Source organism: Streptomyces sp. NBC_00637 (assembly GCF_045161545.1).
Taxonomy (GTDB): domain Bacteria; phylum Actinomycetota; class Actinomycetes; order Streptomycetales; family Streptomycetaceae; genus Streptomyces.
Genome location: NZ_CP109046.1, coordinates 4,010,764 through 4,024,844, shown reverse-complemented (window position 1 = coordinate 4,024,844; position 14,081 = coordinate 4,010,764). Strand labels below are relative to the sequence as shown.

15 protein-coding genes are annotated in these 14,081 nt (G+C 71.1%); 6 read left to right on the top strand and 9 right to left on the bottom strand.

The annotated features are described in order from the left end of the window. Positions 1-103 precede the first annotated feature (103 nt). The 4 genes from OG440_RS17545 to OG440_RS17530 all read right to left on the bottom strand — a co-directional run bounded on the left by OG440_RS17545 (position 104) and on the right by OG440_RS17530 (position 3,940). Positions 104-1,480, bottom strand: a complete 1,377-nt coding sequence (locus OG440_RS17545; RefSeq protein ID WP_406007766.1) for a sugar ABC transporter permease — start codon at positions 1,478-1,480, stop codon at positions 104-106. Continuing rightward, positions 1,471-2,250 carry an ATP-binding cassette domain-containing protein gene (locus tag OG440_RS17540; protein WP_406007765.1) on the bottom strand — a complete coding sequence of 260 codons (780 nt, stop codon included), beginning with the start codon at positions 2,248-2,250 and terminating at the stop codon, positions 1,471-1,473. The genes OG440_RS17545 and OG440_RS17540 overlap by 10 nt, the downstream gene beginning before the upstream one ends. A gap of 30 nt (positions 2,251-2,280) precedes the next feature. Beyond that, complete coding sequence (locus tag OG440_RS17535) at positions 2,281-3,399, bottom strand: sugar ABC transporter substrate-binding protein (protein ID WP_406007764.1); 1,119 nt, start codon at positions 3,397-3,399, stop codon at positions 2,281-2,283. Positions 3,400-3,472: 73 nt separating this feature from the next. Beyond that, positions 3,473-3,940: a DUF5990 family protein gene (locus OG440_RS17530; protein WP_406007763.1), complete on the bottom strand. Its 468-nt coding sequence runs from the start codon at positions 3,938-3,940 to the stop codon at positions 3,473-3,475. Between the two features lie 131 nt (positions 3,941-4,071). Here OG440_RS17530 and OG440_RS17525 point away from each other — a divergent pair, with 131 nt between their 5' ends. Beyond that, on the top strand, positions 4,072-4,926 hold the full coding sequence (locus OG440_RS17525; RefSeq protein ID WP_406007762.1) for a polysaccharide deacetylase family protein: 855 nt from the start codon (positions 4,072-4,074) through the stop codon (positions 4,924-4,926). Between the two features lie 446 nt (positions 4,927-5,372). Further along, positions 5,373-5,909: a lamin tail domain-containing protein gene (locus tag OG440_RS17520; RefSeq protein WP_406007761.1), complete on the top strand. Its 537-nt coding sequence runs from the start codon at positions 5,373-5,375 to the stop codon at positions 5,907-5,909. 128 nt (positions 5,910-6,037) lie between these two features. Here the strand turns inward: OG440_RS17520 and OG440_RS17515 are convergent, their stop codons facing one another. The 4 genes from OG440_RS17515 to OG440_RS17500 form a co-directional block, all read right to left on the bottom strand. Beyond that, a complete protein-coding gene (locus OG440_RS17515; RefSeq protein WP_406007760.1) occupies positions 6,038-7,705 on the bottom strand; it encodes a CotH kinase family protein in 1,668 nt (555 codons plus the stop codon). Next, positions 7,705-8,322, bottom strand: coding sequence for a DUF4956 domain-containing protein (locus OG440_RS17510; RefSeq protein ID WP_372481728.1), 618 nt, complete (start codon positions 8,320-8,322; stop codon positions 7,705-7,707). The genes OG440_RS17515 and OG440_RS17510 overlap by 1 nt, the downstream gene beginning before the upstream one ends. A 56-nt stretch (positions 8,323-8,378) precedes the next feature. Further along, positions 8,379-9,221 carry a polyphosphate polymerase domain-containing protein gene (locus tag OG440_RS17505; RefSeq protein ID WP_406011380.1) on the bottom strand — a complete coding sequence of 281 codons (843 nt, stop codon included), beginning with the start codon at positions 9,219-9,221 and terminating at the stop codon, positions 8,379-8,381. Between the two features lie 260 nt (positions 9,222-9,481). After that, a complete protein-coding gene (locus OG440_RS17500) occupies positions 9,482-11,014 on the bottom strand; it encodes an FAD-dependent oxidoreductase (RefSeq protein WP_406007759.1) in 1,533 nt (510 codons plus the stop codon). Positions 11,015-11,218: 204 nt separating this feature from the next. On the opposite strand from OG440_RS17500, the gene OG440_RS17495 reads away from it, so the two are divergent. From OG440_RS17495 to OG440_RS17480, 4 genes are all read left to right on the top strand, one after another. Beyond that, on the top strand, positions 11,219-11,695 hold the full coding sequence (locus OG440_RS17495) for an SRPBCC family protein (protein WP_406007758.1): 477 nt from the start codon (positions 11,219-11,221) through the stop codon (positions 11,693-11,695). 81 nt (positions 11,696-11,776) lie between these two features. After that, on the top strand, positions 11,777-12,055 hold the full coding sequence (locus OG440_RS17490; protein ID WP_406007757.1) for a hypothetical protein: 279 nt from the start codon (positions 11,777-11,779) through the stop codon (positions 12,053-12,055). Next, the gene (locus OG440_RS17485) at positions 12,039-13,193 is read left to right on the top strand and encodes an aromatic acid exporter family protein (protein WP_406007756.1); all 1,155 of its coding nucleotides are present in this window, start codon (positions 12,039-12,041) and stop codon (positions 13,191-13,193) included. The genes OG440_RS17490 and OG440_RS17485 overlap by 17 nt, the downstream gene beginning before the upstream one ends. A gap of 59 nt (positions 13,194-13,252) precedes the next feature. Then, positions 13,253-13,462, top strand: a complete 210-nt coding sequence (locus OG440_RS17480; protein WP_406007755.1) for an ANTAR domain-containing protein — start codon at positions 13,253-13,255, stop codon at positions 13,460-13,462. Here OG440_RS17480 and OG440_RS17475 read toward each other — a convergent pair. Further along, positions 13,455-14,033, bottom strand: a complete 579-nt coding sequence (locus OG440_RS17475; protein WP_406007754.1) for a cysteine hydrolase family protein — start codon at positions 14,031-14,033, stop codon at positions 13,455-13,457. The genes OG440_RS17480 and OG440_RS17475 overlap by 8 nt on opposite strands. Positions 14,034-14,081: the final 48 nt, after the last annotated feature.

Below are 14,081 nucleotides of genomic sequence, written 5' to 3'. Positions count from 1 at the left end.
CAAATACTCGGTCTCGCCGTCTTCGAATGTTTCGAAACTCCACCGATCTTTCTCGGTGCCGGGCGTCCTCTCGGTACCGGGCGCCTCTCGGCGGCGGTGTCTCTCAGACCCGTCCGCGCGACTCCGCGGAGCGCCGGGTCAGCGAGTCGACGACCACCGCGATGAACAGCACCCCACCCGTGATCATGAACTGGGCCGGGGGTTCGACACCCAGCAGTGCCATGCCCGAGCCGATGGACTGGATGATGAGCACCCCCAGCAGCGCCGACCAGGTCGAGCCGCGTCCGCCGAACAGACTGGTGCCGCCGATCACGGCGGCGGCAATGGCGTTGATCAGCAGCACGCCGGAGCCGGAGATCTGGCTCGCCGAGGTGAGCCGCGACACGATGAACAGGCCGCCGACCGCGGCCAGCGTGCCCGACACCATGAACACCGAGATCCGCACGCGCGCCACGTCGACACCGGACCGCCGGGCCGCCTCCGCCCCGCCGCCCAGCGCGAGGAACTGCCGGCCGTAGGGCGTGCGGCGCAGCAGGAGGTCCGAGACGACGATGACCGCCAGGAGGATCAGGAGCGCCAGCGGGAGTCCCTCGAACCGGCTCAGCACATGGACGACCGAGAACGCGACCAGCGCGAGCAGGGCCGTACGCGCCCAGATCGCGCCCTTCGGACGGCAGGGCATGCCGGCGGCGGCACGGCGCCTGCGGTCGTGGAGGGAGACGAGGAGGTAGGCGGCCGTGCAGAGGGCCGGCAGCCCGAGGACGACGACGGCGGAGTCGAAGTAGCGGCTGGTCAGCGAGGCGACCAGGCCGTCCTCGCTGAAGTTGATGGAGCTGTCGGGGCCCAGCAGGTAGAGCGACACGCCGTTCCAGACCAGCAGTCCGGCGAGGGTCACGACGAACGCGGGTACGCCGATCCTGGCGAAGGAGAAGCCGTGCACGGCCCCGGCGGCCGCGCCGCACAGCACCGCGACGAGCACGGCGAGCCACTCCGGCATCCCGAGGTTCACGTTCAGCGCCGCGAACACGGCTCCCGCCAGGCCGGCGAGCGAGCCCACCGACAGGTCGATCTCGCCGATCAGCAGGACGAACACGATGCCGACGGCGACCATGCCGGTGCCGACGATGTCCACGCTGAGGACGGACAGGTTGCGCGGCGAGAGGAAGTGGTCGTTGAGGGCCTGGAAGACGACGCAGGTCACGGCGAGGGCGAGCAGGACCGGGACGGGCCCGAGCCCGCCCTCGCGCAGCCTGCGGCGCATCGCGTCGGCGGGGGCGCCGAGCGGTCCGGCAGGCGCCTTGAGACGTCCGGCGTAGTCACCCAGACGTCCGGCGTACGTCCCGAGGCGTCCGGTGTGCCCCCGGCGACCGTCGTCCTCCGGGTCGGTTTCGGGCGCGTTCTCGGGGGCCGGAGTGGCTTCGGCCGCGGCCGGGGTGGCGTCGGGGGTGTGGTTCCGGTTCCTCCTCCCCCTCAGGGCCATGCTTCCTCCGGGCGACTCGTGCGGTGCGCCACGGCGTTGTCCGACGCACCGGTGATGGAGGAGATGATCTGTTCCTGCGAGGTGGTGGTCACGTCGAAGAAGCCGTTGTTGCGGCCGAGGCGCAGGACGGCGACCCGGTCGGCGACGGCCTTGATGTCCCCCATGTTGTGGCTGATCAGGAGCACTCCGAGGCCCCGGTCGCGCAGCTCCTCGATGAGGTCGAGGAGCTGGCTGGTCTGCTCGATGCCCAGGGAGGCGGTGGGTTCGTCGAGCAGCACGAGCCGGGGCTCGCCGAGGAACGAGCGGGTGATCGCGACGACCTGTCGCTGGCCGCCGGACAGCGTGGCGAGCGGTACGCGCACGTCGGGGATGCGGATGGACAGGGTCGTGAGCAGCTCGCGGGTGCGGCGCTCCATCTCCACCTCGTCGAGGATGCCGAGCCGGTGGATCTCCCGGCCGAGGAAGAGGTTGGCGACGACATCGAGGTTGCCGCACATCGCGAGGTCCTGGTAGACGGTCGCGATCCCCAGTACCTGGGCGTCCTGGGGACGCCTGATCTGGACGGCGCTGCCCTGCCACTCGATGACACCCTTGTCGGCGGGACCCACCCCCGAGATCACCTTGACCAGGGTGGACTTGCCGGCGGCGTTGTCACCCATCAGGGCGACGACCTCCCCGGCCCTGATCTCCAGCTCGACGTCCGCCAGTGCCTGGACGGCGGCGAACCGCTTGGAGACGCCGCGCAACGCCAGCAGGGGCTGACCCGGCACGGGACCACCTCCTTCCGCCTCGGGGAAAACTCATCGGGTGAGTCCGGCCTTGTCGCAGGCGGACCTGAGCGCAGGGGTGCATATCTGGTCGATCGTGTACATACCGTCCTTGACCAGAGTGTCCTTGATGGTGCCGACGGTCACCGGGACCGACGGGAGCAGGACCGCCGGGATGTCCTCGGTGGTGGCGTTGTCGACGGTGCCCGTGGCGAGGGAGCCCACCGACTCGCCGCGTCCCAAAGCGACGGCCATCTTCGCGGCGGCGGCGGCCGCGGGCTCGTACGGCTTGTAGACGGTCATGTACTGGTCGCCCCGGACGATGCGCCGCACGCCCGCGAGGTCGGCGTCCTGGCCGGTGATCGGGGGCAGCGGCCTGACCTCGGCGGCGTTGAGGGCCGCGACCACGGCGCCGGCGAGGCTGTCGTTGGCGGCCAGTACGCCGTCGATGGCGCCCGCGCCCAGGGCGGCGATGGCGTTCGTCATGTTGGCGAAGGCGTTCTCCGGGCGCCAGCCGACGGTGTCGTAGGACTTGCCGACGTCGACCTTGCCGTCGAGGGCGGCGAGCGCGCCGCGCTTGAACCAGCCGGCGTTGGGGTCGGTCGTGGCGCCGTTCATCATGACGATCTGCTCGCCGCGCGCGTCGGCGCCCATGGCCGTCAGGAGCGCCTCGCCCTGGAGCCTGCCGACCGTCGCGCCGTCGAAGGTGACGTACCCGGAGATCGGTCCCTCGGCGAGCCGGTCGTAGGCGACGATCGGGATGCCCGCCCGGTGCGCGGCCTCGACCGACGGGCGCAGCAGCTGGGGGTCGACGGCGGCGAGGATCAGGACGTCCACCTGCCGGGTGATCATGGACTCGATCTGCTGCCGCTGGACGGCCGGGTCGGACGTGGCGGCGACGGTCGGTGCCGGGCAGTCCGGGCAGAGCCGCTCCAGCTGCTGTTCGAGCAGCGGCTTGTCGAACTGCCCGAAGCGTGAGGACCCGCCCCCCGGCAGCAGCACTCCGACGGTGAGGTCGCCGTCACCCTCGCCGTCGCCGTCACCTCCGCCGCAGGCGCCGGTCAGGACGAGACCGGCGGCGACCGCGACCGCCACGGACACGCGGGTGAGGGACCTGCGTTTCACGGCCGGAAGGCCGGCACCGAGACCCATCTTCGGTTCCTTAGGACATTTGTCCGCCATTGCCCCGCAATAGGCGCTTGATGCCAAGCGTAGCCAAGCCGCTCTAGTCGGCGCGTTCTGCGCTCCACGAGATGCGCGGAGGCTCGACGCGTGCGCAGAGGGGGCCGCCCTGTGCGTCGGTCAGGCCGAGACGTCCGACCAGCAGCCCGTCCCGTGCGGCGGCGGCGAGCACGTCGGCGGGGACGGCGTCGAGCATGAGCTTGGCGCGGCGGAACATCGTGAAGACACCGGACTCGTCGACCGTGCCCCACGACAGATAGACGAACCGCCTGCCCAGGCGGTCCTGGACGTAAGGCCCCCGGACCTCGGTGCCGGTCGCCGAGGCGCTCGTCGTGCACTCCAGGGTCCAGGTCGCGGACGGCGCGTCGCCGGGCTGCGGCGCGAGCAGTTCGGCCGGACGGTCGCGGCGCTGCACGGCGACGTGCAGGTTGCCGTAGGCGGGGACCCTGCCGTCGGCGGAGGCCGGTCCGGTACGGCCGGGCAGGTCGACGGCGTCGATGCGGATGCGCATACCGGCCATCATCCCGCTCCGCCCGCGCCGGGCGGACACGGGCCCGGTCCGCTCCGTGCGGAACCTCGGACGTCCGTTCGACATCAAGCAGTGGACAGCTCGGGGCGTACGGACGACATGGGGTGCACGCGATGGACAGGCGGATCAGAGGGGCGGCGCTGGCCTGCGTCCTTCTCGCGACGGGTGTCGCGACGGGCTGCACGGCAAAGTCCCCGGCGGAGTCCCGCCGTCCGGCCGCACCGTCCCACTCCGCATCCCCCACCCCGTCGCCGCGCGGCGAGGCGGGCGCCCGTGCGGGCGTCGAGGCCGCCTACGCGAAGTGGGGCCTCGAGCCGCTGGCCGCCCCGCCCGCCCCGCCGAACGCCAAGCCGATCGCGCTGCCGGCCGCCGGCGGCCGGGTGCCGGTGATCAGCGAGATACCCACCCAGCAGAAGGTCGTCTTTCTCACCTTCGACGACGGGGCGGAGAAGGACCCGGAGTTCGTGACGATGATGCGGGAGTTGAAGGTCCCCTTCACGATGTTCCTCACGGACTCCGCCATCAGCGCCGACTACGGCTACTTCGGCGGACTCCAGGCCCTCGGCGGCGGCGTCCAGAACCACACGCTGACCCACCCGAACCTTCGCACCCTGGGCGCGGCCGCGCAGAAGCAGGAGATCTGCGGCCAGCAGACCAAGCTGAAGAATCGATACGGCACCCTGCCACGGCTGTTCCGTCCGCCCTACGGCAACTGGAACGAGGACACCCGGGCCGCCGCCGCGTCCTGTGGCGTCGAGGCGATCGTCCTGTGGCGCGAGTCCATGCAGATCAAGAACATGCAGTACCAGCGCGGCGACAAGAAGCTGCACCCCGGGGACATCGTGCTGGCGCACTTCCGAGGGCCGTCCGAACTCAAGGGCACGACCATGACCGAGATGACGGCCAACCTGCTGCGGCACATCCGGGAACAGGGCTTCACGGTCGCCCGCCTCGAGGACTACCTCTAGCCGGCATCGAGCCGGGTGCCCTTCCGCCGGAAACGGCCGGGTGCCATACGGCCGAAACGCCACCACTCCCCGTCGGGTCCGGTCGTTGACGCGCCGAGAGGGCGACGGCGGCGGCGGGGACGGCCGTTACTCACTTTCGGGTGACGGCTCGTTTTCGGGTGGGGTGGCGTGACGTGGCGTTCGGACGTCGGAGGCCAACTCCCCCATGGGGTCACACGCTGTCGGAACGTCAACTTTGGTACTTATTCACTTAAATGGACGTTGCAGCCGAGAGTCACAGAGATATGGACAACAGGTAACACACGCCACGTTTCCTACCCATCTCCCGCACTCCGTGGACAGAGTGTGTCTGCGGCCAGCCGACCGCACCCGCACATCGCACCAACCCCCACGGCGTCCGCGAAGGCCGCTGTGGGGAAGGTGCCCGCACATCCCAGGGGAACTCTTTGTCCACTTCCGCTTCTGTCACCGCCCGTCGTCTGACCGCCGCCGCCCTCACGGCCGGCGCCCTGGTCGGCGCGATGGCACTGCCGGCGTCCGCGTCCGACCACGCTCGTCCCCACCTCCCGGAGGTACGGATCAGCGCGGTCCAGTACGACGCCCCGGGACGTGACGACCGCTCCCGGAGCTCGCTGAACAGGGAGTGGGTGGAACTCACCAACACCACGCGCCACACGATCAACCTCGACGGCTGGACCCTCAAGAACGAGGACGGCCGCACCTACACCTTCCACCACTACCGCCTGGAGGGCCGCTCCACGGTCCGCGTCCACACCGGTGAGGGCCGCGACACCCGCCGCGACCTCTTCCAGGACCGCAACCGGGAGGTGTGGGACAACCGCTCCGACACCGCCACCCTGCGCAACGACCACGGCCGCTTCGTCGACGACGAGTCCTGGGGCCGCAACCGTCACCACGACGGCGGCCACGACCGTAACCACGGCGGCAACCACGACCGTGACCACCGCGGCGACCGCCACTGACCGACCCACACCCCGGTGAGCCGATGAGCACCTGACTCGGTACACCGGCGCGCGACAGGCGGCGCGCCCGGCCTCCAAGGCCCGGGCGCGCCGCTCGCATGTGTGGCCCTCCAGGCCACGGGCTGCCGTCAGCCGGTGATCACCTCGTTCTTCGCGAGACTCACGGTCCGGGAGGTGACCGTCGCGCCCAGCGACTTCGCGGTGGCGGCGACCCCGGACGCGTCGGCGCCCGCCCGCTTCGCCTGCGCGGCGAGGGAGTCGAGGGCGTCGAGCGCGTACCCCGAGGCGAAGAACTCCTGGTACAGCTTCTTGTAGGCCGCGTGATACGCGTCGTCGAAGGCGTCCGCCGCCAGGAACCGCTCCTTGAGGAGGTTGCCGCCCATGCCGCCCCCTCCGCCACCGCCCGGCCCGCCGGCCTCGGCCGTGTCCCCGTCGCCGCCCTGCCGGGTGTCCTGCCCACCGTTCCCCGGGGCCTGCGGCATCCCGGACGGCATCCCGGCCGGTGTGTCGGACGCGGCGCCCGCCGCTCCGTCCTGCGTGGTGACACCCGGCATACCGCCGCCGCCACCTCCGCCGCCCATGCTCGTACTGTCGTCGGGCCCGGTGGTGGCGGTGCCGCTGAAGGTCAGGTTGAAGTCCCAGCCGAGGACGGAGAACTTCTCGGTGCCGAGGTCGTACCAGAGCACGTAGTTCTTGCCCGGTCCGGCCATGTCGTCGAAGTTCATGACCAGGTTCTGGGTCGCCACGTACTCCGAGAAGGAGTCCACGTCGACGTACTCGTCGAGGTTCTCGGCGAACTCCTCGTCCGACGCCTGGTTCACCCACTTGAGCAGCTTCATCACCGGCGAGAGGTCCTGGCTGCCCTTGAGGTTGAGCTGCTTGAAGGACTCCTCGTAGTCGGTGGGGTCGTCCCCCACGTAGTCGAAGCTGCTGCCCGCCCGGGCCTTGTACGCCACGCCCGTGCTGCCGAGCTCCGCGTCGGCGTAGTCCTTGCTCGGGTTCTCGACCATGAGCCGGGTCGCGACCGGACGGCTGTTGACCTTCACCGCGGTGAAGGCGAACTTCTCGGCCGCCTGACCGGACTTCTTCATCAGGGACAGCGACAGGGCCTCGTTGAGCGGCAGGGCGTCGTCGACGCCGGGGCGCAGCGAGAGCTCGCGGTGGCCCTCGTAGGCGCGGCCCTCGACGTACTCGTCGATGCTGATGAGCCAGGGCAGTTCCTCGGGCTTGGAGGCGGAGAGGCTGAACTGCGTCATGCCGCCGCCTCCACCGCCACCTGCCGCCATGCCGCCGCCCTGCGGAGCCTGCTGCTGCTCACCGCCGGTCTGCCCGCCGGTCTGCCCCCCGGTCTGGTCGCCGCCGTTCCGGCCCGCGGGGCCGCCCTGGCCGCCGCCTCCCGTGCCGCCGCCGCGCAGGCTCTGGAGCGTGGAGTTGCCCTTGAGGCGGATGCCGACGTCGTTCAGGTACACGCCGTCGACGGTGAGGTCGGCCTTGATGTACTCCTTCTCGCCCTCGTCCTGGTACTTCTCCATCATGTCCGCGAAGTCGGTCTCGCTGTACTCGAGTTGGATCGCATGCGTCCGTGAGTCGTCGAACAGGTCGACCGCCCCCGTGACGTTGTCCGTGATCTCGTCCCCGTCCGCCGTGGAGGCACTGGTGACGAAGGGGGTGACGCGTACGTCCCCGAAGAAGATCAGCAGAACCGAGAGCCCCACGGCGAGGAAGCCGGCCGGCTTCCAGTGGTGGCGGAGCCGCAACGGGATGCGGTGCACCAGCCGCTTGCGGGGGGCGGTCATCAGAGATCCGTCTGGTCGTAACCGGTCAGCACGGTCACGCGCTGCCCCATGGCGCGCTCCTGGAGCGCCGCGACCAGCTCACCCGGCTCATGGCCCTTCTTGATGCGGACCGTGTAGAACACCTCGGTCAGGGTGCCGCCGCGGATCGACTCCGTGCTCACCAGCTCGAACTCGTCGGTGTGGCGCAGCAGGACGTCCTGGATCGCGTGGGTGTGGTCCTCGCCCGCCGGGACCTGGACCTTGACGACCTGACGCTGGACGTTGAGGGCGAACCAGTCGAACTTGCTCATCGCCAGGATGATCAGGGCGATCACGGTGCCGCCGACCGCGGCCAGCGTGTAGAAACGGGCACCGCACGCCATGCCGACGGCCATCGCCAGGAAGATGAAGCCGACGTCCCTGGTCTCCTTGACCGCGTTGCGGAAGCGGACCACCGACAGTGCTCCGACCAGGGAGAAGGCACGGGCCAGGTTGGAGCCGACGACCAGCATGATCAGCGCGACGATCATGCCGACGATGACCAGCGTCTGCACATAGGACTGGCTGTAGGAGACGTTCTTGTGCGTGGCCCGGTAGACGTAGCCGATCATCGCGGAGAGCACGAAGGACAGGGTCATGGCGAGCACGATGTCGGTGACGCTGAACGTGCCGCTCAGGTCCTGAACGTTGAGATTCACGAGTGGGATGCCTCCGTGGGGCGTCGCGTCGTGGGGGACGCGGGCGTGGGGATGAGGGGGACGGCGGCGCGCGCCGGCGGGAGGTCTTCCTCCCGGACGTGGAAGACGGACCGGGGGGCCAGTCCGAACGCCTCGATGCTCTGGACGTACTTGGAGACTCGGACGAGGCTCAGATTGCGCCGGGCCGCCAGGTCGGTGATCCAGTACGGGGTGCGCTCGTTGACCTTCACCTCCATCACCGACAGGTGCGGCGGGACGGTGAACCGGTTCTGGGCGTTCGGTGTGCCGAAGTGGAAGTCGCGGTCGCGGCCGCGGATGCGGCGGTCGAACGTGACACGCAGGCCGGTGTCCTGGTCGCGGCCCACCAGCGCCTCACGCTGGTAGCCGGTGACGGCGGTGGGCTGGAGGTTGAGCCTGACCACCAGTTCGAGGACCTCGTTGACGAAGGCGTTCTCCTTCGCCGAGTGCTCGATCATCTCCCGCTCGTCGCACAGCTTCCGGGCGGTGGCGTAGGACAGGGTGATACGGCGCTTCTGGGTGACCCGGTTGACCCGCTGCTTGATCTCCACACAGACCGGGGAGTCGTCGGTGACCCCGTCCAGGTCTCCGTAGTGGCGGATGCGCAGCTTGCGGCGGAACTTCAGACCCTCGATCTTCTCCCAGTAGAACCGGAGTTGAGGGGTGTCGTAGTACAGGCTCCACACGCCGTAGCCGCCGACGGGGCTGTGCGGGTCGCCGTCCATCCGCTCGCCCAGTTCGTCCCGGATCCGCGCGGCCTGCTCCACCGGCACCAGATACTTGAGCTCGTAGCGGTTGAACGCGTGGAGTCTGCTGGCCACCCGCAGCGCCTCTTCGTCCGCCAGGTGCGGCGGCGGGCCGCCGGGCCGCACGGGAGCCTCGTCGCGGCCCGGGCCGCCGTCGCCGGGGCGACGGCGCTTCAACCAGCCAGTCATGACGTCCCTTCGGATGGTCGGCGATCAGTCACTGCCCTGTAAGAAACAGGTAAGAGATGAAAGGCCGATGAAGGGCGTCTCTGAACGCCGTTAGTACGGACGATGAACGTGCGGTGAACGGGAAAGCGCGGCGCCGGGCGGTGCGATTACTCCGGAAGCTCCCGCTTCTCCAGGGGGTGGGTGGCCGGGCCCTGGAGGATCCGGCCGTCCGGGGCGAAGCGGGAGCCGTGGCACGGGCACTCCCAGGCCTGTTCGCCGTGGTTGAAGGAGACGATGCAGCCGAGGTGGGTGCAGCGCGCCGAGAGCACCTGGAGCGAGCCGCTCTCGTCCCGGTGGACCGCGTACTGCCGTCCGCCCAGGCGCAGCACGGCGCCGTGGCCCGGGGGGATGTCGTCCGGCGCGGGGGCCGTCACGGCCGGCAGCCGGTCGCCGACGAAGTGCCGCGCCACCTGGGCCTGGTGTTTCAGGAACGCGCCCCCCTCGCGGAGCACGGACGTCAGGCGGCGCGGGTCGTAGAGGCCGCTCCACTCCGGCTCGCGACCGTTGACCAGGTCGGCGAGCAGACGGCCCGCCATGATGCCGCCGCTCATACCCCAGCCCCCGAAGCCGGTGGCCACGTAGGTGTGCCGGCTGCCGGGGTGGAGCGGACCGACCAGCGGCACGGAGTCGGTGGAGTCGTTGTCCTGGGTGGCCCAGCGGTGCGTGAAGGTGAGCCCGGCGAAGTGCTCGTCGGCCCAGGCGCACAGCCGGGCGAACCTCTCCTCGGCGTCGGCGGTACCGGGCGTGAAGTGCTCCCCGGTGACGATCAGCAGGCGTTTGCCGTCGCGGTACGGGGCGGTGCGCACGGAGCGGGTGGACCGTTCCGGCGTGATGTACATGTCGCGCGGGGCGCGGTCCTCGTCGATGGGCGCGGCGACGACGAGTTCACGGCGTGAGCTGAGCCGGGTGAACAGCAGCGCCCGGTCGAACACGGGGTAGTGCGTGGCGACCACGACCTCGCGGGCGCGGATCGACACACCGGCGTCGGTGCGCAGCACGCAGGGCTCGCCCTCGGTGAGTCCGACGACCCGCGTTCCCTCGTACACCGTGCCGCCGCGCCGGCGCAGGTCCTCGGTGAGCGCCAGCAGGTACTTGCGGGGATGGAACTGCGCCTGTCCGCTCACCCGGACCGCGCCGGCGACCGGGAAGGGCAGCCCGGTCTCGGTCACGAACTCGGCCGGCAGCCCCGCCTCCCGGGCGGCCTCGGCCTCCGCCCGCAACTCGTCGACGTGCCGCGCGTCCTCGGCGTAGGTGTAGGCCGCCGCCTCCTCCCAGGCGCAGTCGACGCCGAGTTCGTCGACGATCCCGGCGGCGTGCCGGATCGCCTCGCTCTGCGAGCGCGCGTACAGGGCGGCGCCCTCGGGGCCGCGGGTGCGCCGCAGATGGTCGTAGATCAGGGTGTGCTGGGCGGTGAGTTTGGCCGTCGTGTGCCCGGTGACCCCGGCGGCGACCCGGTCGGCCTCCAGCACCGCCACCTCGCGGCCCTGCCGGACCAGCTCCCAGGCGGTGCTCAGGCCGGCGATGCCGCCGCCGATCACGGCGACGTCGACGGTGAGGTCACCGGACGGCGGCGGGGCGGGGGTACCGGGCGGCGCGGTCTCCAGCCAGTAGGAGCCCTGGGTTCCTGTCTCGGCGTTCATGGCGGCCGAGTGCCCGCGCTGGGACGGGATACGCCGCGATACGCCCTCATATGTTGGTCTTCATTCCCCGGCATCCGGGTACCCGGCGTCCTGCGAACGGAACGGCCGGGCACGAACGGCCGGGCACCACGGCCGGACGCGCTCGGCCGAACGGCCGGACGCGCCGGCCGAACGACCGAACGGAACCGTCAGCGAGGAGGAACGATGAGCACGGTGAAGGAAGCGGTGGACGTCGAGGTCCCCGTCCACACGGCCTACAACCAGTGGACGCAGTTCGAGGAGTTCCCGAACTTCATGGAGGGCGTCGAGGAGGTGCGCCAGCTCGACGAGCGGCACAACCACTGGACCACCAAGATCGGCGGCGTGCGGCGCGAGTTCGACACCGAGATCGTCGACCAGCTGGCGGACGACCGGATCACCTGGCGGGTCGTCGACGGCGAGTCCCGGCAGCGCGGATCGGTCCGCTTCGAGCGCATCGACGACAGCCACACCCGGGTCGAGCTCACCATGGACGTCGAGCCCACCGGCATGGCCGAGAAGGGCGCGGACATGCTCGGCATGATCGACCGCCGGGTCAAGGGAGACCTGCACCGCTTCAAGGAGTACATCGAGCAGCGCGGCGGCGAGACGGGCGCCTGGCGGGGACGCATCCGGCCCGGGAACCCCGGCTCCACCCTCTGACCGGTCCGCGCCCGTGGACGGCCCGATGGACCGGATCGCCCACCCCTGGGGCAGCCGTACCCCCTGCGGACGGCACGAGCGGTGGCCCACGCGCGTGGACACGTACCTGAAGCCGGGGAGGACTGGTCCCGCACGCACGTCCGCCTGCTGGGCGAAACCGCCCGGGACCGGGACGCCGACCTCACCGTGACCCCCGACAGGGCGATGCTCGCGCAGGTCGCGCAGGCCACCCGGGATGAGGGGCTGCTCGCCGTGGAATCTCGCCGTCCGGATCCTGACGAGGCGATGAGGGAAGTCGGCGCAGGCGGGTGCGTCTCGTCCCTGGTGTGGAACCCGCTGTGCCATGGAGTGGACGCGTAGGGCGACATGGTCCGTACGGCGCTGGGCGGGCTCCGCCGCGGCCGCGGTGCGGCGGGCGGCGGAGGGCCCGGGCCGTGAGCGGGACCTGGCGGTGCAGGCGGGCAAGGCGGCGCTGGCCGCCTGGCTGGTGTGGGCGGTCGTGGGCTGGTGGCTGAAGGCCCCGATGGCCTTCGTGGCGCCGTGGGTCGCGGTCGTGCTGGTGGAATCGACGGTGTACCGGTCCGTCGCGCACGGCCTCCAGCAGCTCGCCGCGATCGCCGTCGGCACGGCGGTGGCCACCGCCGGGGCCCTGCTGCTGGGCAGCACGATGGCCGCGATGGCCCTGGTCCTGCCGGCGGTGCTGTTGCTGGGGCAGTGGCGGCGCCTGGGCAGTCAGGGCGTCTACGGCGCCACCGGCGCGCTGTTCGTGCTGACCGGCGGCCAGGTGAGCGTCGCCGCGTCGGCCGCCCGCATCGGGGAGGCGGTTTTCGGCGCGGTGGTCGGTGTGGCCGTCAACGCGCTGATCCGGCCCCCGGTGTACCTGCGTGATGCCCGCTCGGCGCTGGAGGACGCGGCCCGTGAGGCGCGGGAGATCCTGGACGCGGTGGCCGACGGTCTGGTCGACGGCGAGTGGGACGGGTCGGCGGCCGCGAGCCGGCACGAGCGGGCGCTGCGGCTCGGGCGGCTGGTCGGCCAGGCACGGTCGGCCATCGGCTGGAGCCGGGAGAGCATGCGCGGCAACCCGCGGGGCCGCCGGACACAGCCCGTTTCCTCACGCGGCAAGGCGTACGAGGACGCCCTGGTCGTGCTCGACCATGTCGCCGTCCACACCGTGGAGGTGACCCGGACCGTGTGGGAGATCGCGCAGAGCGGGGAGGAGGCCCGGCCGCCCGCCGACATCACCCGCGCCTACGCGGACTTCCTGCACGACACGGCACGCGCCGTCCGGCTGTACGGTCGCACCCGGTTCGCCCCGGACGGCCCCGACGACCGTGCCGCGGAGCGGCTGCGCGAGGCGGCCGCGGAGCTCCACAGCACCCTCGACGCGTTCCGCCGGCAGCTGCCGGGAGCCGTGCCCGACGACCCGGACGCGCTGGTGACGTACGGAACGCTGCTGGCCCAGGCGCACCGGCTGGCCGATCAGCTCGTCCGGGACTGACACCCCCGACGACGCCGTCGCCTCGGGCCGCCGGGACCCGCACCGCGCAGCGGGAACGGGTGTTCCGCATCGCCGACCTCACCCTGGAGCAGCCGCGCCGGCCCGCCTACACGCCACGGCCGCACGCCCTGGGCGTGGGCAGCATGATGGGCTTCCCGCTGTTCACCGAGGACGAGGCGTTCGACGTCCTGCGCCGCTACGCGCAGGAGGGCAACACCGAACTCCGCGAGGTCGCCCGTCGGGTGGGCGAACGGCGCGGCCTCAGCTGACGGACGGGCGGGCGAAGTCGATCTCCTTCGCCGTCGTGATCCGGGCACCCATGTTGCACTCCATCATCTCCAGGGCGGCGGACTCCAGATGGGCGTGGATGGAGGCGACGGCGTCCCGGGGCACGGTGACCTCCAGGTGGCGGATGTGCGCGTCCAGGGCGGAGTAGAGGACGCACTGCTCGGTGACCTGACCGGTCAGCACCACGTGTCCGACGCCGAGCCGCCCCAGCAGATAGGCGAGCGGCGTCTCGTAGAAGACGGAGTGGCGGGCCTTCACGACGAAGAGGGACTCGTCGTCGGGCCGGATCGGCTCGACCAGGTCGGCGTGCGGCCGGGCCAGCGCGGCCTCCACGAGTTCTCCGTGGTGGGAGCGCCACAGCCCGAAGTTGTCGTTCGCGTAGACGACCGGCACATCCGCCTCGCGGGCCCGGCCGATCAGCTCCGCCAGGACGGGCACGACCGGGCGGACGGACGGCACGAGCAGCTCGGCGTCCTCGTGCTCGTAGGTGTTGATCATGTCGATCACGACGAGGGCGACCCCCGTGGTGTCTTCGTCATCGGTCTGACGCACGCCTTGTGCCGCCCATCCGTCGCTCTCGGACCCGTCTGCCGTGTCTCT

Bases quoted from the DNA above. Each gene is read 5' to 3' on its own strand.
- OG440_RS17525 (WP_406007762.1), top strand. From the start codon at position 4,072: ATGGACAGGCGGATCAGAGGGGCGGCGCTGGCCTGCGTCCTTCTCGCG.
- OG440_RS17500 (WP_406007759.1), bottom strand. From the start codon at position 11,014: ATGAACGCCGAGACAGGAACCCAGGGCTCCTACTGGCTGGAGACCGCG.
- OG440_RS17530 (WP_406007763.1), bottom strand. From the start codon at position 3,940: ATGCGCATCCGCATCGACGCCGTCGACCTGCCCGGCCGTACCGGACCG.
- OG440_RS17535 (WP_406007764.1), bottom strand. From the start codon at position 3,399: ATGGGTCTCGGTGCCGGCCTTCCGGCCGTGAAACGCAGGTCCCTCACC.
- OG440_RS17485 (WP_406007756.1), top strand. From the start codon at position 12,039: ATGGAGTGGACGCGTAGGGCGACATGGTCCGTACGGCGCTGGGCGGGC.
- OG440_RS17515 (WP_406007760.1), bottom strand. From the start codon at position 7,705: ATGACCGCCCCCCGCAAGCGGCTGGTGCACCGCATCCCGTTGCGGCTC.
- OG440_RS17545 (WP_406007766.1), bottom strand. From the start codon at position 1,480: ATGGCCCTGAGGGGGAGGAGGAACCGGAACCACACCCCCGACGCCACC.
- OG440_RS17495 (WP_406007758.1), top strand. From the start codon at position 11,219: ATGAGCACGGTGAAGGAAGCGGTGGACGTCGAGGTCCCCGTCCACACG.
- OG440_RS17510 (WP_372481728.1), bottom strand. From the start codon at position 8,322: ATGACCCTGTCCTTCGTGCTCTCCGCGATGATCGGCTACGTCTACCGG.